Below are 17,124 nucleotides of genomic sequence, written 5' to 3'. Positions count from 1 at the left end.
GCCTTCCTGCGCAACACGTGGCGCGGCCTCACGGCCATGCGCACCGCGCTGACCCTGCTGTTCCTGCTCGCCCTCGGCGCGATGCCGGGCGCCCTGCTGCCGCAGCGCTCGCTCAACTCCCGGAAGGTCGACGAGTACGTCGCCGAGAACGGCTGGTGGGGCCGGTTCCTCGACGACCTCCAGTTCTACGACGTCTACGCCAGCTACTGGTTCTCCGCGATCTACGTGCTGCTGTTCGTCTCCCTGGTCGGCTGCCTGCTGCCGCGCACCTGGGAGTACTTCAAGCAGATGCGGGCCAGGCCCGTGCTCACGCCGCGCAACCTGGCCCGGATGCCGCACCACGCGAGCGCCGAGGTCGACGGCACCCCCGAGCAGGTCGTCGCGAACGCCGAGCGCCGCCTCAAGGGCTGGCGCCGCGTCACCCGCGAGGAGGACGGCGCGCGCACGGTCAGCGCCGAGCGCGGCTACCTGCGCGAGACCGGCAACCTGGTCTTCCACTTCTCGCTGCTCGGCCTGCTGGTCGCGTTCGCGCTGGGCAAGATGTTCGGCTACGAGGGCCAGGTCATCGTGCAGGCGAACGGCGGCCAGTTCTGCAACTCCGGCGTCTACAACTACGACACGTTCCGGCCCGGCCTGCGCGTCGACGGCTCGGACCTCACCCCGTTCTGCGTGAAGGTGGACGACTTCTCGGCCTCCTACCTGCACAGCGGCCAGGCCGAGAGCTTCCTCGCGGACATCGGGTACCAGTCCGGCGCGGACCTCGACAGCGGCACGTGGCGGCCGTACCCGCTGCGGGTCAACAGCCCGCTGCGCACCGCGGGCGACCGCGTCTACCTGCTCGGCCACGGCTACACGCCGGTGTTCACGGTCACCTTCCCCAACGGCCAGACCCGCACCGGCGCGATCCAGTGGCGGCCGGTCGACACGGTCACGCTGGCCTCGGAGGGCGCGACCAAGTTCGACCCGCCGGACGTGCCGGACGCCGAGGAGCGCCGCCGGAGCCAGCTCGCCATCACCGGGCTGCTCGCGCCCACCGCCGTGTTCCAGGGCGAGCTGCTGAACTCGGCGTTCCCCGCGGCCGACGACCCGGCGGTCGCCATCGACGTCTACCGCGGCGACCTGGGCACCGACTCCGGCCGCGGCCAGTCCATCTTCTCCATCGACCAGAAGATGGTCGAGGACGGCAAGCTCAAGCGCGTCGCCCGGCAGAACCTCAAGGCGGGCGAGCAGCTCACCCTCGACGACGGCACGACCGTCCGCTTCGAGGGCGTGCGCGACTGGGTGTCCCTCCAGGTCTCGCACGACCCGGCGCAGAACTGGGTCCTGGTGTTCTCCGTGCTGGTCATCATCGGTCTGGGCGTGTCGCTGGGCATCAAGCGCCGCCGGGTCTGGGTGCGGGCGACGCCGCTGGGGGACGGGCGTACTTTGATTGAGGTCGGCGGCCTCGCGCGGACCGACCAGGCCGGGTACGGCGAGGAGTTCGGCGGCCTGTCCCGCGACCTGCTCGCACTCAAGGAGGGCAGCTGATGCCGGTCAACCAGACCCTGTCGACCTACAGCGACTGGACCTACGGCGCGGCCGTGCTGGTCTACTTCTTCGCCGCCGCGCTGTACCTGTGCGAGGCCGCGTTCGCCCGGCCCGCCGGGGCCAAGGCCGCCTCGCTGGTGGCCGCGGGCGGCACGCGGGCCGACGGCACGTGGGCGCCGGGCCGCGTGACCAGGCCGGAGCGGTCCCGCGCCGAGCGCCTGGGCCGCATGGGGCTGGCGCTGAACGTGCTGGGCGTGGTGCTCCAGGTCGGCTCGCTGGTGCTGCGCGGCTTCGCCACCGGGCGCGTGCCGTGGAGCAACATGTACGAGTACATGTCGCTGCTCACGCTCGCGGGCGTGGTGACGTGGCTGGTGCTGGCGCGCATGTTCCCGGTGCGCAGGCTCGGCGGGTTCGTGCTCGTGCCCGTGGTCGTCCTGATGTTCCTCGGCGGCACCGTCCTCTACGCCGAGGCCTCGCCCGTGCCGCCGCCGCTCCAGTCGTACTGGCTCGTGGTGCACGTGTCGGTGATCTCGGTGTCCAGCGGCATGCTGCTGGTGCCCGGCGTGGCCAGCGCGCTGTACCTGCTGAAGTCCTCCGGCCGCGCGCGGTTCGTGAAGCTGCCCGACGCCGACCTGCTCGACCGGCTCGCCTACCGCAGCACGGTGTTCGCGTTCCCGCTGTTCACCATCGGCATCATCTGCGGCGCGATCTGGGCCGAGGCGGCGTGGGGCCGGTTCTGGGGCTGGGACCCCAAGGAGACCGTGGCGTTCGTGTCGTGGGTCGTCTACGCGGCGTACCTGCACGCGCGGGCCACGGCCGGCTGGCGCGGCAGGCCGGCGGCGTGGATCAACTCGCTGGGCTTCGCGCTGACCGTGTTCAACCTGTTCTTCATCAACCTCGTAACGACTGGGTTGCACTCGTACGCGGGCGTCGGCTGATCGCGTAGACCACCTGCTGGAAGGACCTCCGCCCAGCCCCCACCCGATGTCGTGGAACCACCGGTCCCCGGCTACCGTCGGACGCAGGGGTCGGGGAGGTCTCGACCCGCTCAGCTCAGGGAGGACCCCAGCGGTGACCGGTCGCTACGAGAATCCCGAGCCGTCGTGGCAGCAGCCGCCCGGCGAGGAGGGGCAGCAGCCCAACCCGAACCAGTCGGGCGGTCACCGGGTCGAGCAGGGCGCGGGCGCCCAGTACGTGGAGCCGCAGACGGTGTACCTGGACCCGTCGGCCTCCGGCCCGGTGACCGGTCCGCCCTCCGGGGGCTTCCCGGCGCAGGGCGCGCCGTCCGGTCCGCACCAGGTGCCCGGCGCGCAGTCGGGCGCGTACCAGGTGCCCGGCGCGCAATCGGGGTCCTACCAGGTCGCGGGCGGCCCGTCGGGGTCCTACCAGGTCCCGGGCGCGCAGTCCGGCGCGTACCAGGTGCCCGGCGCGCAGTCGGGTCCGTACCAGGTGCCCGGCGCGCAGTCCGGCCCCTACCAGGTCGCGGGCGGCCCGTCCGGCCCGTACCCGGTGGGCCAGGGCCAGTACCAGGGCGCGCAGTACCAGGGCGGGTTCCCCAACAACTTCCCGCAGAGCGTCCAGCCGCAGCAGCAGCCGCAGCAGGCCAACGCCAACTCGATGTCGTCGCAGGAGCTGATCAAGCGCGCGAAGCGCCCGCCGCAGTCCGGCTGGCGCAAGACCCTGCACGCGGTGACCGGCGGCCTGGTCAACCTGGGCGAGAGCCCGGCCGACCTGCGGCGGCGCGAGCTGATCGCGCGGATCAACCAGCCGCTGCGCGGGTGCTACAAGATCGCGATGCTGAGCCTCAAGGGCGGTGTCGGCAAGACCACCACGACGACCACGCTGGGCTCCACGTTCTCGTCGCTGCGCGGTGACCGGGTGATCGCGGTGGACGCCAACCCCGACCGCGGCACACTGGCGCTGAAGGTGCCCCGGGAGACCACGGCGACCGTGCGGCACCTGCTGCGCGACGCCTCGCGGGTCACCAAGTACAGCGATGTGCGCGCGTACACCTCGCAGTCGCCAAGCCGGCTGGAGGTGCTGGCGTCCGACCAGGACCCGGCGGTGTCGGAGGCGTTCAGCGACCAGGACTACCTGCGCACGGTCTCCCTGCTGGAGCTGTTCTACAACATCGTGCTCACCGACTGCGGCACCGGTCTGATGCACTCGGCCATGAAGGGCGTGCTCGACCAGGCCGACTCGCTGGTGCTCGTGTCGTCCGGCTCGGTGGACGGCGCGCAGACCTCGGCGGCGACGCTGGACTGGCTGGACGCGCACGGCTACCGCGACCTGGTCGCGAAGTCCGTCGTGGTGATCAACTCGGTGCGGCCGGGCTCGGGCAAGGTCGACCTGGACAAGCTGGCCGCGCACTTCGCGCAGCGGTGCCGCGCGGTGGTGCGCATCCCGTTCGACTCGCACCTGGAGGAGGGCGCCGAGATCGAGCTCGACAAGCTCGCTCCGGCGACCCGGTTGGCCCTGCTGGAACTGGCGGCCACCGTGGCGGACGACTTCCCCAGCAACTAGTCACGACGAGGGGGCCTCGGTGGCGAGGCCCCCGGCGTCACTCTTCTTCGTCCTGCGGCTTCTTGCGCTGCTCACCGAGCTCGCGCAGGAAGTCGGGGTTGTCGTCCGGAGCCACGAACCGGCGACTGGGGGCGGTATCGACCCGGTCCGGTCCGAACGCACGCCACAGCAGCACGGCGATCGTCAGCGCACCGATCACCGCGAGCAGGTACAGCATGGTCGCCACCTCCTTTGCCACGAGATTACCCTCGTGGCGGAGGTGCGCGCGGTCAGTGCCTGACCGGCTCGGTCGCCTCGGTGGTCAGCTGGGACAGCAGCTGGTGGACCTCCGACTCGCGGAACCTGCGGTGCCCGCCCGGCGTGCGGATGGAACCGATGCGGCCCGCGGTGGCCCACCGCGTCACCGTCTTGGGGTCGACCCGGAACAGGTTCGCGACCTCGCCCGGCGTGAGCAGCCGTTCCCCCTGGTGTCCCTGCGTCACGGTCACGGTGATCCTCCCCGGTGGTGAACAGACGTACCGGACGCATCGTGGCATCACACCCTTCGGGTACTCGAACGCTTGGGTGATGGTAAAGAGGTAGTAAGGGGCAAAGCGCGCGGTTCGGACATCGACCCCCGTGGCCCTACCCTGTACCCGGTGGACGCTCTTGATCGCCAGATCATCGCCGCCCTCCGGGTGAACGGTCGGGCCACCTACGCCGACCTGGGTCGGAAGGTCGGCCTCTCGGCCTCCGCCGTGCACGAGCGGGTCGGCAAGCTCGAAGCCACCGGCGTCATCACCGGCTACCACGCCGTGGTCGACCCGAGCGCCGTCGGCCTGGGGGTGACCGCGCTGATCGGCGTCCACCCGACCGACACCGCCGACGACGACGAGCTGGCCGTCGCGCTGGGCGAGCTGGTCGAGGTCGAGTCGTGCTACCGGGTGGCGGGCGACGAGTCGTTCATCGTCAAGGTCCGGGTGGCCACGGTCGACGAGCTGGAGCGGTCGCTGGGCAGGCTGCGCCGCATACCCGGCGTCGCGCGCACCCGCACCACGGTGGTGCTGTCCACCCGGTTCGAGGGCCGCCCCAACACCGCCACGACCGGCCCCGACGCCTGAGCCGCGCGGGGCGGCGTAGCCTGGGTAACCGTGCACCTGGGTCGTGATGTGACGCTGTACATCTGCGCGCGCCTGGGCATGGTCGCCGCGATCACCGCGCTGCTCGTGCTCCTCGACGTGCCGTTGCTGGTCGCGCTCGCCGTGGGCGTGGTCGTGGCGCTGCCCCTGTCGCTGTTCGTGTTCGGCGGGCTGCGCAACCGGGTCGCGCAGGGGCTCGACGCCAAGCAGGCCGTCCGCCGCGCCGAGCGCGAGCGGTTGCGCGCCCAGCTGCGCGGCGACAGCGCCGCCTAGGCCTCACGCCACCGGGCCTCACGCCACCGGGCCTCACGCCACCGGGCCTCACGCCACCGGGCCTCACGCCACCAGCAGGATCATCCCGCCGAGGTTCGCCAGCAGCATCACCGCCAGCACCGCGCCGAGGTTCGTGCTCTCGCGCAGCCTCAGGGCCAGCGCCAGCGGGCCCACGGGCAGCACCACCGGACCGCGCTCCCGGTGCGCGACGCGGGCCGCGCCGAGCGCGATGCCCAGCGGGTGCAGGCCCGCCTCCCGCGCGCCCGCCACGTCGGCCCGCCACTGCTCCAGGTAGCGGTCCCGCTGGTCGTGCGGGAGCAGGACGGCGGCCACCCGCGCCAGTGCCAGGGCGAGACGGGTCATCGGGCTACCTCCGGTCGGGTGGAGGGGGCGAGGCCGGCCTTCCGGGCGCAGACCCGGACGGCTTCGCGGGCCCCCTCGGGCGTGAGCGCGTACGTGCGGCGGCGCGGACCGCGCCGGTCGCTGTCGTCGTCCCACTCGGAGGTGACCCAGCCCGCGCGTTCGAGGCGGTCGAGCAGCGGGTAGACGCTGCCGGACGGGCGGCCGGTCAGCTTGATCAGCTCCAGGCCCCAGCGCGGCCGGTCGCTCTCCAGCAGCACGGCCAGCACGTCGACGGTGGCCCGTCCGATGCGTCCGAGTGGTTCCACGACAGTCAGGCTACCTATGTAGATTAAGGGTGTCCACCGGGTTGGGGCACCCCTGGCAGGCGTCTCCTGCCTCGTTCAGCGCCCGAACACCTCGGCCGCCTCACCCGCCAGCCGGTCCACCACGTCGGCCAGCTCCAGGCCCGACAGCCAGTGCGACGGGATCGCGCCACCGCCGTCCCGCGCGCCCAGCAGGTTGCCGCACAGCGCGCCGGTCGAGTCGCTGTCACCCGAGTGGTTGACCGCGAGCAGCAGGCCGTCCGGCAGGTCCCGGGCGGCCAGCGCGGTGAGCACCGCGATCGCCAGGGCCTCCTCGCCGACCCAGCCGCCGCCCAGCGCGGTCTCGATCACCTCGGGCGTCGGGCGCACGCCGCGCGCGCCCAGCTCCACGGCCAGGTCGAGCAGGCTGAGCTGCTCTTCGTGCCCGGTCCAGCGGACCAGCTCGGCGCGGGCCCGCTCGACCGCGTCGAGCAGCCCGGCGCCGGCCAGCACCTGCTGCACGAGCACCGCCAGCACGCCCGCCGACAGGTAGCCGCTGGGGTGGCCGTGGGTGAGCGCGCCCGTGGCGGCGGCCAGCTCGAACACCTCCCGCACGTCGTCGGACCACAGCGCCACGGGCGCCGCGCGCATCACCGCGCCGCAGCCCTTGGAGTCGTTGATCGGGTTGTCCACCGTGCCCGGCACGCCCGAGCGCAGCGCGGTGAGGCACGTGTTGCCGGGCGCGCGCTGCTCGTGCAGCTCGGGCACGTCCAGCAGCCACCCGTCGCGCGGCGCCTCCGGCCCGCCCTGGGTGTGCAGCCAGCGCCCGTAGGCCACGCGCACCTCGTGCACCGGGTCGCTGCCCCGCCTGCGGGCCAGGAGCAGGCCCTCCAGCGTGAACAGGGTCATCTGGGTGTCGTCCGTGATCGCGCCCAGCCTGCCGTAAGCGGGCGCGTAGTCGGTGAGGCCCGACGGGCCGAAGCGGCCCCGGATGCGGTCGATCCGGTCGAACTCGATCGAGCCGCCGAGCGCGTCGCCGACGGCGCCGGCGAGGAGGCTGCCGCGGAACGAGCTGCTCAGGGGTGAGGTCACGGTGGGAGAAGCTATCGTGCCGGCGTGATTTCTTCGGTAGACCGATGTAGTTCCCGGACCCGGGACTGGGTGTGCGAGGCGGTCCGCATCATCGAGGCGGACGCCAACCGCAGCGCCGACACGCACCTGCTGCACTTCCCCCTGCCGCTGGAGTGGGGGATCGACCTGTACCTGAAGGACGAGTCCACCCACCCCACGGGCTCGCTCAAGCACCGCCTGGCCAGGTCGCTGTTCCTGTACGCCATCTGCAACGGCTGGATCGTCGGCGGCACCCCGGTGATCGAGGCGTCGTCGGGTTCGACGGCGGTGTCCGAGGCGTACTTCGCCAGGCTGCTCGGCCTGCCGTTCATCGCGGTGATGCCCAGGTCGACCAGCCCGGAGAAGGTGGCGCTGATCGAGCGCCAGGGCGGGCGGTGCCACTTCGTCGACGAGCCCGGCGCGATCTACGACGAGTCGCGGCGGCTGGCGGCGGACCTCGGCGGGCACTTCATGGACCAGTTCACCCACGCCGAGCGGGCCACCGACTGGCGGGGCAACAACAACATCGCGGAGTCGGTGTTCGGGCAGATGGCGATGGAGTCCGCGCCCGAACCGGAGTGGGTCGTGGTCGGCGCGGGCACCGGCGGCACGAGCGCCACCATCGGCCGCTACGTCCACTACCGGCGGCTGCGGACCAGGCTGGCCGTGGTGGACCCGGAGCACTCGGTGTTCTTCGACGCGTGGCGCGACGGGAACGCCTCCCTGGTCGGGTCGCGGGGGTCCCTGATCGAGGGCATCGGTCGCCCGCGCGTCGAGCCGTCGTTCATCGGCCACGTCATCGACCGCATGATCAAGGTGCCCGACGCGGCGTCGGTGGCCACCATCCGGCACGTCGAGGAGGTGCTCGGCAGGCGGGTCGGCGGGTCGACCGGGACGAACCTGTGGGGTGCGTTCCAGCTGATCGCGGAGATGCGGGCCTCGCGGCAGCGCGGCAGCGTGGTCACCCTGCTGTGCGACGGCGGCGAGCGCTACGCGCACACCTACTACGACGACGGGTGGGTGGCCGAGCAGGGCATGGACCTCGCGCCGCACCTGGAGTCGCTGGTCCGGTTCCGGGCCACGGGCACCTGGTGCGGTTGATTTTCGGGCAGCGGTGGAACGCGCGGCCGTCGTCGTGCGTCGCAGCGGTGACGGAAAGGGGTTCGTGGTGGGCTCGTGGCGGACCGCAGAGGTGCTCACGGCCGAAGACGTGCTGGCCAGGTCGATCGCCGACGCGGACCGGGCGATGCGCGAGGCGGCCGAGCTGCGCCACCCCCGGCGCGAGCCGTCAGCCGAGGACGTGCGGCGGGTCATGCGGTACGCGAAGTCCAACGAGGCGTCGCCGGAGCTCCAGGCCCTCCAACGGCGGATCGCGGGCGGCCACCTGAGCTGGCGCCAGGTGCTGATGGGCGAGGCGGCGGGTGACCGGGGGGTGCGGGCGGCCCTGGAGGCCGACCGGGCCGCGTTGGCGGCGCTGTGCCGAGGTGAGGAGCCGCGCCCGGCCCAGCCGGAACCCCAGCCCCGGGACGACGACGAGCCGATGACCTTCACCGAGGACGCCTGGTAGGCGCGTGGCCGCCCGGCAGACCGGGCGGAGGTCCTCGGTCATGCTGCGCAGAGGTCCCCGCCAGGGGTCCCCTGTCTTTATCTTGCCGGCTGGGACCGACATGATCGGGTGGTCGGGCAGGGGGCTGTGGACAACTGCTCGGCCCAGGACTGCTCGGCCCAGGACTGCTCGGCGCGGGACTGCTCAGCCCAGGACCAGGGCGGCGGGCACCGCGATGCCCCAGACCAGCATCGCCAGGCCGGTGTCGCGCAGGACCGGGATCAGGTCGCGGCCCTTGTCGCCCCTCGCGATGCGCCGCGCGCCGAGGACCACCGGCGGCAGGGCGAGGAAGCCGAGCAGGGACAGCGGCTCGCGCAGGCAGACGGCCAGGGTGATCACGAACGGGATGGCGACCAGGGCCAGGTAGAGGCGGCGCGAGTCCTTGTCGCCCAGGGTGGTGGCCAGGGTGCGCTTGCCCGCCTGCACGTCGGTCGGGATGTCGCGCAGGCTGTTGGCGATCATCACCCCGGTGGAGAACGCGCCCATCGCCACGGCGCCGCCGATGCCGATGCCGGTGATCTCGCCGGTCTGCACGTACAGCGTGCCCAGCACGGCCGCCGGGCCGAAGAACAGGAACACGGCCAGTTCGCCCAGGCCCGCGTACCCGTACGGCTTGCGCCCGCCCGTGTAGAACCACGCCCCCGCGAGGCACACCGCGCCGAACGCGACCATCCAGTACCGGCCGGTCAGCACGACCAGCAGCAGGCCGGCGACCGCGGCGACGCCGAGTGCCGCGAACGCCGCCAGCCGCACCGCCTTCGGGTTCGCCGCGCCCGAGCCGACCAGGCGGAACGGGCCGACGCGGTTGGCGTCGGTGCCGCGGATGCCGTCCGAGTAGTCGTTGGCGTAGTTCACGCCGACCTGGAGGGCGACGGACACGACCAGCGCCAGCAGGGACCACGTGAGGTTGAAGCCGTCCACGTGGTGCGCGGCGCCCGCGCCGACGAGGACCGGCGCGATCGAGTTCGGCAGCGTGCGGGGGCGGGTCCCCGAAACCCACTGGGCGACTGTGGCCATGCCGAACATCCTCCGACATGGTGAACGGGGACCCGCTTCCGGGTGTCAGCAGTTCGTGGCGCCGGAGACGCCCGTCACGTACGCCTTGGCGATGAACTTGCCCGCGGCGATCCGGTACCAGATGTTCGACGTGCCCTGCGTGCCCGTCACCGACTGGCCGGTGACCTGGCACTCGACCCGCACCTGCGCGTAGTTGGCGGCCAGGCCGACCTGGGCGGCCGTGCTGCTCGCGGCGCTGCGCACGTTCAGCGGGGTGCTGGAGGTGCGCACGAACCCGGCCGGGCCGGAGCCGGTCCACTGGTAGGTGACGGTCACCCATGCGTTGTCGGTCAGCTTCAGCCCGTCCCAGAACGTGCCGTCGGCCAGGTCGATGCCCGCCGGGTTGGCGACGGTGCGGCCGAACTGGTCCTTGCCGCCGTTGTAGCCGTTCTCGTAGGCGGCCTGCGCCTGCGGCTTGCCCTGGGGCAGGTCCTTCCACGACTCGCGGGTGGCCGCCGGGTTCCAGTAGTCGTCCTTGGTGTTCCACGGGCCGACGTCCCAGACCGGCGCCCACTCGCAGCGGCCGTTCGCCGCGCACACCCGCACGCTGTAGGTGCCGGTGCCCTTGGGCGACAGGCCGCGCCGCGAGGGCAGGGCGACGAAGTGGTCGCGGGCCACGATCACGTGACCGTTCGCCGTGGTGCCGCCGACCAGGCCCTCGCGCGTGGCGTAGACCCGGTAGGACAGGCCCGCGGCCTCCGCGCCGACGCCCTGGTGGGCCGGTCGGTTGAACGCGCGCAGGTCGAGCCGCCGCACCTCGGGGGAGTCGCCCTCGGTCGTCAGCGCGATCCTGACCTGCACGGTCCTCACGGTCCGCGGCAGGACGGCGGGCGCGTCGGGACGGGCCTCGACCCACTCGGTCCACTGGTCGCCGCCGAGCGCGCCGCGCACGTCCACGGCCACCTCCGCGCCGGCCGGGACGGTGCTCTGGACGGTCGCGGCGACCGCGTTGGCCGGCGTGCCCAGCTCCCTGGGGTCGAGCAGCAGGAAACCGGTGCGCGCGGAAGCCCGCCGCGCGCTCGCGGGCGCGGGCGCGGCGCGGTCGAGCCGCACGGCGCCCTGGTGCGCGGCGACCCCGGTGTCGTCGTCGTTGATCGTGGTCAGATCGGCTCGCCACTGGGTGTCACCCGCGGCCGCGGCGGGTGCCGCCAGGGCCGTGGCCAGGGCGGCGGCGACAGTGAGCGGTAACAGGTAGCGCCTGGTCATCGCAGCACTCCTCGTCCGGACACGCGGTGCGGTGGGAACCGCGGCAGGGCCACGTGTGCACGGCACCGCTGAGCCAATCGCGATACGAGTTACCTGTCAACCAACAACCGTGTTTCTTGGAGAAAAACTCACCCAAACGAGCCCGCGACAGCTCTCCGATCCACTTTTCCGGGTCCCCGCAACGGAAGCTCGGACACGAAAATCACCCGTTTCGGAATGGCGAACCGCCCGATCGAGTCGCCGACCGCGGCCCGCAGCGCCTCGGGATCCGGCAGGTGCTCGGGATCCTCGGGCACGACAGCGGCAGCCACCACCTGACCCCACTCGGGGTCGGGCAGACCGACCGCGCACGCCTCGTGCACACCGCGTTGGGCGACCAGGACCCTCTCGACCAGCGTCGGCGCGATGTTCTCGCCACCGCTGATGATCACGTCGTCGGCCCGCCCCAGCACCTCCAGCGTGCCGTCGGCGCGGACGCGCCCGAGGTCACCGGTCCGGAACCACTCGCCGAACCGCTCGCCGCCCTGGTAGCCGAGAGCCAGTACGGGACCCCGGATCTCGATGCGCCCGCCGACGAGCCGGACGTGGACGCCGTCGAGCGGCAGCCCGTCGTACACGCAGCCACCGGACGTCTCGCTCATGCCGTAGGTGGTGACGACCCGGACCCCGAGGTCACGCGCCCGCTTGAGCAGCGACGGAGGCGTTGCCGCGCCACCGATGAGCACCCCGTCGAACGCGCGCGCCGCAGCGAGCCCCGGCCCGTCGGTGGCGACCAGCCGCGACAGCTGGGTCGGGACGAGCGCGGTGTAGTGCCGCCCGGGTCGAGCCAGCACGGACCGCGCGGCGGCGGCGAACCCGGAAGCCCGGAAGCCACCGGCGAGGTCCATGACACCCGGCTCGGTCCCGGCCACGATCGAGCGGACCAGCACCTGGATGCCGGCGATGTGGGTGGTCGGCAAGGCCAGCAGCCACGTGCCGGGCCCGCCGAGCCGGGCGTGCGTCAGCTCGGCCGAGGCCACCAGCGCCGAGGCGGACAGCAGGACGGTCTTGGGCTCGCCGGTGGAGCCGGACGTGCCCACCGCCAACACCGCCTCGGTCTCCCAGCCCTGGAGAGGAGGCGCCTCGGTCTCCCGGTCCCGGAGGAGAGGGAGAGGGAGAGGCGGGGGAAGGGCGGGAGAGGAGGGTGGAGGCGGAGGGGGAGTGGCTTTGGACGCGGCGGCTTGGGAGCTGGCTGCTTGGGGCCCGGCAGCTTGGGGGCCGGAGGCCTGGGGCCCGGCGGCTGAGGACCAGGCTGCTTGGGGCGCGACGGCTGGAGGCGCGGCAGCGGTCGGCTGGGCGGTGAGGAGGGGTGGGGGCGCTTGGGTACCTCCCTTGGCTTCGGGGTGGCCTTCAGTTGCGGCATCGGTGGCTGATTCGGTGGTGGGAGAGCCGGTGGTGGCTGAGTCGGTGCTGGTCGGGGTGGTGAAGGTGGTGGCGTTGCCTGGAGTGGCGCTGCTCGGGGTGGCGCTGCCCGAGGTGGCGTTGCCCGGGAGGTCGCCGGCCAGGGCTGCCCTCAGGGCCTCGATGGTGATCATCGTGGTCGGTGGCGGTGGTCAGTAGTAGTAGGGGAAGGCGGACCAGTCCGGGTCGCGCTTTTCCAGGAACGCGTCGCGGCCCTCGACCGCCTCGTCGGTCATGTAGGCCAGGCGGGTGGTCTCGCCGGCGAAGATCTGCTGGCCGACCAGGCCGTCGTCGATGAGGTTGAAGGCGTACTTCAGCATTCGCTGGGCCGTGGGTGACTTGCCGTTGATCTCCTTCGCCCACTCCAGGGCGGTCGACTCCAGCTCCGCGTGCGGCACCACGGCGTTGACCGCGCCCATCCCGTGCATGTCCTCGGCGGTGTAGGCGCGGCCCAGGAAGAAGATCTCCCGGGCGAACTTCTGCCCCACCTGTCGCGCCAGGTAGGCCGAGCCGTAACCGCCGTCGAAGCTGCCGACGTCCGCGTCCGTCTGCTTGAAGCGGGCGTGCTCGGCGCTGGCCAGGGTGAGGTCGCACACCACGTGCAGGCTGTGCCCGCCACCTGCGGCCCAGCCCGGGACCACCGCGATCACCACCTTCGGCATGAAGCGGATCAGGCGCTGGCACTCCAGGATGTGGAGCCTGCCCGCCCTGGCCGGGTCGACGGTGTCCGACGTCTCACCCGAGGCGTACTGGTAGCCGCTGCGGCCTCGGATGCGCTGGTCGCCGCCCGAGCAGAACGCCCACCCGCCGTCACGGGGGGACGGTCCGTTGCCGGTCAGCAGCACGCAGCCGACGTCCGGGCTCATCCGCGCGTGGTCCAGCGCGCGGTACAGCTCGTCGACCGTGTGGGGGCGGAACGCGTTGCGCACCTCCGGCCGGTTGAACGCGATGCGCACCGTGCCTTGGTCCACCGCGCGGTGGTAGGTGATGTCGGTGAAGTCGAAGCCCTCCACGCGCTTCCAGCGGGTCGGGTCGAACAGCTCGGAAACGTCCTGATCTGCCACGCGGGCGACAATATGCCCGCAGGCCGGTCGGGACGCGCCGGGGAGTCGGAGACCGGAGAGTGGGAGACCGGGCTGGGGCGCGCTGAGAAATCGGAGCCGACCGGGCCGGGGTGCGCCGGGAAGTGGGAGGCCGGACGAAGGCGCGCAGGAAGTCGGGAACCAAGGCGCGCGCGAAGTCGGTGACGAAGCCGGGAACAAGGGCGCGCGGGAAGCCGGGAACGAAGTCGGGAACGGGGAGTGGAACTGAGAACGCGGTCACTCGGTAGTGGGGGTGTCGGTGGTTGAAGTCCTGGTGAGCGGTCATGATCCCATTGTTCGAACAGGCGTTCGATTCAGCAAGGTGAGTCGCCCGTTCGTGTACTGGGTGACAATGGCCAGGTGAACCCGTCCACCGCGCAGGCCAGGGTGCTCGTCGACGAGCTGATCCGCAACGACGTCCGTCACGTCGTGCTGAGCCCCGGATCGCGCAACGCCCCCCTCTCGTTCGCCCTGCACGAGGCGGCGGTGCGGGGCAGGCTCACGCTCCACGTCCGCGTCGACGAGCGCACGGCCGGCTTCCTCGCCCTCGGCCTGGCCAGGGGCAGCGGCCACCCGGCCGCCGTGACCTGCACCTCCGGCACCGCCGTCGCCAACCTCCACCCCGCCGTGCTGGAGGCCAGGTACGCGGGCGTCCCGCTGATCGCCCTCACCGCCGACCGCCCGGTCGAGCTGTACCGCACGGGCGCCAGCCAGACGGTCGACCAGCAGCGGGCCTTCGGCCTGGACACCCTCCAGCTGCCGGTGGCCGAGCGAAGAGACGGCCAGAACGGCCTGTGGCGCTCCCTGGTCTGCCGCGCCGTCGCCACCGCCCGCGCGGGCGGCCCGGTGCACGTCAACGTGCCGTTCCGGGAGCCCCTGGTCCCCGACGGCGACGACTCCTGGCCAGAGTCCCTCGACGGCCGCCCGTTCGACGTGCCGTGGACCCGCGCCGCAGCGCGCACCACGACCTCGCTGCACTCCACCGACCACCTGGGCCCGCGCACCCTGGTGGTGGTCGGCGACACCGACCACGACCTGTCCGCCCTGGCCGAACGCGCCGGTTGGCCGATCGTCGCCGAGCCGACCGGCCACGGCCTGCGCCACGGCTCCCTGCTGCTCAACGCGGGCGGGCTGCCCGACCACCTGCGCCCGGACGCCGTGGTCGTGGTCGGCCGCGCCACCCTCTCCCGGGGCGTGCTCAAGCTCGTCGCCGCGACCCCGGTCGTGCACGTCCTGTCCGACGACCCGGAGTGGCCCGACCCCAGGTTCGCCGCCACGCACACCTCGACCGACCTGGCCCTGAGCGGCGAGCACGAGGTGGACCCCGACTGGCTCACCGGCTGGCAGCACGCCGACAAGGCGGTTGCCGACGTGGTGGACGACCTGCTGGCCGAGCAGCCCTGGCCGACCGGCCTGCACGTGGCCCGCGACCTGGTCGCCGCCGTCGCGCCGGGCGCGAGCCTGTTCCTGGGCTCCTCCAACCCGGTCCGCGACGTGGACCTGGTGGCCGCGCCGCGCCGGGACGTCCGCACCCACGCCAACCGGGGCGTGGCGGGCATCGACGGCAGCGTGTCCACGGCCGCCGGCATCGCGCTCGCCGAGGGCCCCACCTACGCCCTGATCGGCGACCTGACGTTCCTGCACGACAGCAACGGCCTCCTGATCGGCCCCCTGGAGACCCGCCCGGACCTCACCGTCGTGGTCGTCAACGACGACGGCGGCGGCATCTTCGCGCTGCTGGAGCAGGGCGCGCCGGAGCACGGCGAGAGCTTCGAGCGGGTCTTCGGCACGCCCCACGGCGTCGACCTCGAAGCGCTCTGCCAAGCCCACCGCGTCCCGCACACCACCGCCCGCACGCCCGAGGAGCTGCGCCGGGCGCTGGACCGCCCGAAGGGCCTGAAGGTGGTGGAGATCAGGGTGGAGCGGAGCGGGCTGCGCGACCTCCACGCGCGCCTCAGGGCGGCGGTGTCAACGGCCTTCCAGTAGCCGGAACACCGACGTACGGGGGTACATGAGCCGGGTTGACCGCGACTAGCTTCGCCGCATGTCCCTGAGAGCGAAGCTGTCCCTCGGCACCGCCACCTCGGCGGCCTTGTTGCTGCTCGCCGGCACCGCGACCGCCGTCCAGCCCGGTTCGCCCGGCATCGGCGACCCGTACTACCCGGGCGCGGGCAACGGCGGCTACGACGTCTCCCACTACGACATCCGGCTGACCTACCAGCCGGCCACCGACACCCTGTCCGGCACCACCACGGTCCTGGCCCGGACCACCCAGGACCTGACCGCCTTCAACCTCGACTTCCTGCTCCAGGTGAAGTCGGTGCGGGTCAACAACCGCGTCGCGGACTTCGCGCAGCAGGGCGGCGAGCTGACCGTGGACCCGCCGGGCACGCTGCGCGCGGGCGCCGACCTCACCATCGTGGTGACCTACTCCGACGTGCCCTCCTCCCGGACCCAGGACGGCTACACGGCGTGGAAGCGCACCCCGGACGGCGCGCTGGCCATCGACCAGCCGGACATCGCGCCATGGTGGTTCCCGGGCAACAACCACCCGACCGACAAGGCCACGTTCGACGTGTCGGTGGCCGTGCCGAGCGGGGTGGAGGTGCTGTCCAACGGCCTGTTCGGCGGCACCGCGCAGCAGATCGGCGGCTGGACCCGGTGGCGCTACCGCAGCACCACCCCGCAGGCCACCTACCTGGCGTTCCTCGCGATCGGCCAGTTCGAGGTCCGGCAGGACACCGACTCGGCGGGCCGCCCGGTGATCACCGCCTACTCGGAGCGGCTTGGCGCGGACCGCGCCGCGGCCGTGGCGTCGCTGGAGCGCACCACCGAGGTGACGGAGTTCCTGGAGGGCAGCTTCGGGCCTTACCCGTTCGAGGCCAACGGCGGCGTGGCCACGCCGGGCATCGGCTTCGCGCTGGAGAACCAGACCCGCTCCACCTACGACACCGCGTTCTTCCGCCGCGGCGCGAACACGTACGTGGTGGCGCACGAGGTCGCGCACCAGTGGTTCGGCGACTCGGTGTCGGTGGAGCGCTGGCGGGACATCTGGCTGAACGAGGGCTTCGCGACCTACGCGGAGTACCTGTGGTCGGAGCACGTGGGCGAGGGCACGGCCCAGGAGAACGCCCGGTACGTCTACGACCTGTACCCGGCGGACAGCCCGTTCTGGCAGGTGCTGCCGGGTGACCCGGGCGCGTCGAACCAGTTCCACGGCGCCGTGTACGACCGGGGCGCGCTGGCCGTGCACGCGCTGCGCCTGGAGATCGGCGACGAGGCGTTCTTCGCGCTGCTGAAGGAGTGGCTCGCCGAGCACCGCGCCGGCCACGCGGCGATCGAGGACTTCCTCGCGCTGGCGGAGAAGGTCTCCGGCGAGCAGCTCGACGAGCTGTTCCGGACCTGGCTGTTCACGCCGGCCAAGCCGGCCGCGCTGCCGGGCGCGGAGGTCGGGGCGCGGGCTGCCTCCGTGGAGCCCGAGTCCTTCAAGAAGATGCAGGAGACGCACGAGATCCTCGCCGGGCACCAGCACTGAGAGC

At 72.6% G+C, this 17,124-nt stretch carries 19 protein-coding genes; 10 read left to right on the top strand and 9 right to left on the bottom strand.

The window, feature by feature from the left end; all coding sequences use genetic code 11:
- Positions 1–36 precede the first annotated feature (36 nt).
- The 3 genes from resB (at position 37) to ABD223_RS12425 (ending at position 4,050) form a co-directional block, all read left to right on the top strand.
- On the top strand, positions 37–1,527 hold the full coding sequence (resB, locus tag ABD223_RS12435; RefSeq protein ID WP_344036397.1) for a cytochrome c biogenesis protein ResB: 1,491 nt from the start codon (positions 37–39) through the stop codon (positions 1,525–1,527).
- Positions 1,527–2,465: a c-type cytochrome biogenesis protein CcsB gene (gene ccsB / locus ABD223_RS12430; protein ID WP_344036249.1), complete on the top strand. Its 939-nt coding sequence runs from the start codon at positions 1,527–1,529 to the stop codon at positions 2,463–2,465. Before resB ends, ccsB begins: the two co-directional genes overlap by 1 nt.
- A gap of 133 nt (positions 2,466–2,598) precedes the next feature.
- Positions 2,599–4,050, top strand: coding sequence for a MinD/ParA family ATP-binding protein (locus ABD223_RS12425; protein ID WP_344036247.1), 1,452 nt, complete (start codon positions 2,599–2,601; stop codon positions 4,048–4,050).
- A gap of 37 nt (positions 4,051–4,087) precedes the next feature.
- Here the strand turns inward: ABD223_RS12425 and ABD223_RS12420 are convergent, their stop codons facing one another.
- Positions 4,088–4,267, bottom strand: coding sequence for a hypothetical protein (locus tag ABD223_RS12420; RefSeq protein ID WP_344036246.1), 180 nt, complete (start codon positions 4,265–4,267; stop codon positions 4,088–4,090).
- A gap of 52 nt (positions 4,268–4,319) precedes the next feature.
- Positions 4,320–4,538, bottom strand: a complete 219-nt coding sequence (locus ABD223_RS12415; protein ID WP_344036245.1) for a BldC family transcriptional regulator — start codon at positions 4,536–4,538, stop codon at positions 4,320–4,322.
- Between the two features lie 150 nt (positions 4,539–4,688).
- On the opposite strand from ABD223_RS12415, the gene ABD223_RS12410 reads away from it, so the two are divergent.
- Together ABD223_RS12410 and ABD223_RS12405 are read left to right on the top strand one after the other, a co-directional pair.
- Entirely contained in the window at positions 4,689–5,150 is a 462-nt protein-coding gene (locus tag ABD223_RS12410) for an Lrp/AsnC family transcriptional regulator (protein ID WP_344036244.1), read from the top strand.
- Positions 5,151–5,180: 30 nt separating this feature from the next.
- Entirely contained in the window at positions 5,181–5,441 is a 261-nt protein-coding gene (locus tag ABD223_RS12405; RefSeq protein ID WP_344036243.1) for a DUF4229 domain-containing protein, read from the top strand.
- Positions 5,442–5,504: 63 nt separating this feature from the next.
- Here the strand turns inward: ABD223_RS12405 and ABD223_RS12400 are convergent, their stop codons facing one another.
- From ABD223_RS12400 to ABD223_RS12390, 3 genes are all read right to left on the bottom strand, one after another.
- Positions 5,505–5,804, bottom strand: coding sequence for a hypothetical protein (locus ABD223_RS12400; RefSeq protein WP_344036242.1), 300 nt, complete (start codon positions 5,802–5,804; stop codon positions 5,505–5,507).
- Positions 5,801–6,109, bottom strand: a complete 309-nt coding sequence (locus ABD223_RS12395) for a PadR family transcriptional regulator (protein WP_344036241.1) — start codon at positions 6,107–6,109, stop codon at positions 5,801–5,803. Before ABD223_RS12395 ends, ABD223_RS12400 begins: the two co-directional genes overlap by 4 nt.
- A gap of 75 nt (positions 6,110–6,184) precedes the next feature.
- Entirely contained in the window at positions 6,185–7,177 is a 993-nt protein-coding gene (locus tag ABD223_RS12390) for an ADP-ribosylglycohydrolase family protein (protein WP_344036240.1), read from the bottom strand.
- A 69-nt stretch (positions 7,178–7,246) separates the two neighbouring features.
- Here ABD223_RS12390 and cds1 point away from each other — a divergent pair, with 69 nt between their 5' ends.
- Positions 7,247–8,296: an L-cysteine desulfhydrase Cds1 gene (gene cds1, locus ABD223_RS12385; protein WP_344036239.1), complete on the top strand. Its 1,050-nt coding sequence runs from the start codon at positions 7,247–7,249 to the stop codon at positions 8,294–8,296.
- A gap of 67 nt (positions 8,297–8,363) precedes the next feature.
- Positions 8,364–8,762 (top strand): hypothetical protein, encoded by a 399-nt coding sequence (locus ABD223_RS12380; protein WP_344036238.1) that lies wholly within the window; start codon positions 8,364–8,366, stop codon positions 8,760–8,762.
- Positions 8,763–8,945: 183 nt separating this feature from the next.
- Here the strand turns inward: ABD223_RS12380 and ABD223_RS12375 are convergent, their stop codons facing one another.
- The 3 genes from ABD223_RS12375 to menE form a co-directional block, all read right to left on the bottom strand.
- On the bottom strand, positions 8,946–9,818 hold the full coding sequence (locus ABD223_RS12375; RefSeq protein WP_344036236.1) for a 1,4-dihydroxy-2-naphthoate polyprenyltransferase: 873 nt from the start codon (positions 9,816–9,818) through the stop codon (positions 8,946–8,948).
- Between the two features lie 45 nt (positions 9,819–9,863).
- Positions 9,864–11,063, bottom strand: a complete 1,200-nt coding sequence (locus ABD223_RS12370; RefSeq protein ID WP_344036235.1) for a hypothetical protein — start codon at positions 11,061–11,063, stop codon at positions 9,864–9,866.
- 128 nt (positions 11,064–11,191) lie between these two features.
- Positions 11,192–12,151, bottom strand: coding sequence for an o-succinylbenzoate--CoA ligase (menE, locus tag ABD223_RS12365; RefSeq protein WP_380647858.1), 960 nt, complete (start codon positions 12,149–12,151; stop codon positions 11,192–11,194).
- Positions 12,152–12,494: 343 nt separating this feature from the next.
- On the opposite strand from menE, the gene ABD223_RS12360 reads away from it, so the two are divergent.
- On the top strand, positions 12,495–12,662 hold the full coding sequence (locus tag ABD223_RS12360) for a hypothetical protein (RefSeq protein WP_344036233.1): 168 nt from the start codon (positions 12,495–12,497) through the stop codon (positions 12,660–12,662).
- Here ABD223_RS12360 and ABD223_RS12355 read toward each other — a convergent pair.
- A complete protein-coding gene (locus ABD223_RS12355) occupies positions 12,656–13,567 on the bottom strand; it encodes a 1,4-dihydroxy-2-naphthoyl-CoA synthase (protein ID WP_344036231.1) in 912 nt (303 codons plus the stop codon). The genes ABD223_RS12360 and ABD223_RS12355 overlap by 7 nt on opposite strands.
- Positions 13,568–13,945: 378 nt before the next feature.
- Between ABD223_RS12355 and menD the strand changes: the two genes are divergently transcribed.
- Positions 13,946–15,571 carry a 2-succinyl-5-enolpyruvyl-6-hydroxy-3-cyclohexene-1-carboxylic-acid synthase gene (gene menD, locus ABD223_RS12350; protein WP_344036230.1) on the top strand — a complete coding sequence of 542 codons (1,626 nt, stop codon included), beginning with the start codon at positions 13,946–13,948 and terminating at the stop codon, positions 15,569–15,571.
- A gap of 58 nt (positions 15,572–15,629) precedes the next feature.
- The gene (locus tag ABD223_RS12345) at positions 15,630–17,120 is read left to right on the top strand and encodes a M1 family metallopeptidase (protein ID WP_344036229.1); all 1,491 of its coding nucleotides are present in this window, start codon (positions 15,630–15,632) and stop codon (positions 17,118–17,120) included.
- The last annotated feature ends 4 nt before the right edge of the window (positions 17,121–17,124 follow it).

Origin of the sequence: Saccharothrix xinjiangensis (assembly GCF_039527585.1) — a bacterium.
Taxonomy (GTDB): domain Bacteria; phylum Actinomycetota; class Actinomycetes; order Mycobacteriales; family Pseudonocardiaceae; genus Actinosynnema; species Actinosynnema xinjiangensis.
The sequence above is the reverse complement of the archived record's forward strand: the minus strand, read 5'-3'. Positions and strand labels throughout refer to the sequence as shown.

What these genes read in the sequence shown, in the direction of transcription:
- ccsB (WP_344036249.1), top strand. Translation starts at nt 1,527, where the DNA reads ATGCCGGTCAACCAGACCCTGTCGACCTACAGCGACTGGACCTACGGC.
- ABD223_RS12345 (WP_344036229.1), top strand. Translation starts at nt 15,630, where the DNA reads ATGTCCCTGAGAGCGAAGCTGTCCCTCGGCACCGCCACCTCGGCGGCC.
- ABD223_RS12370 (WP_344036235.1), bottom strand. Translation starts at nt 11,063, where the DNA reads ATGACCAGGCGCTACCTGTTACCGCTCACTGTCGCCGCCGCCCTGGCC.
- ABD223_RS12400 (WP_344036242.1), bottom strand. Translation starts at nt 5,804, where the DNA reads ATGACCCGTCTCGCCCTGGCACTGGCGCGGGTGGCCGCCGTCCTGCTC.
- ABD223_RS12375 (WP_344036236.1), bottom strand. Translation starts at nt 9,818, where the DNA reads ATGGCCACAGTCGCCCAGTGGGTTTCGGGGACCCGCCCCCGCACGCTG.
- resB (WP_344036397.1), top strand. Translation starts at nt 37, where the DNA reads ATGCGCACCGCGCTGACCCTGCTGTTCCTGCTCGCCCTCGGCGCGATG.
- ABD223_RS12420 (WP_344036246.1), bottom strand. Translation starts at nt 4,267, where the DNA reads ATGCTGTACCTGCTCGCGGTGATCGGTGCGCTGACGATCGCCGTGCTG.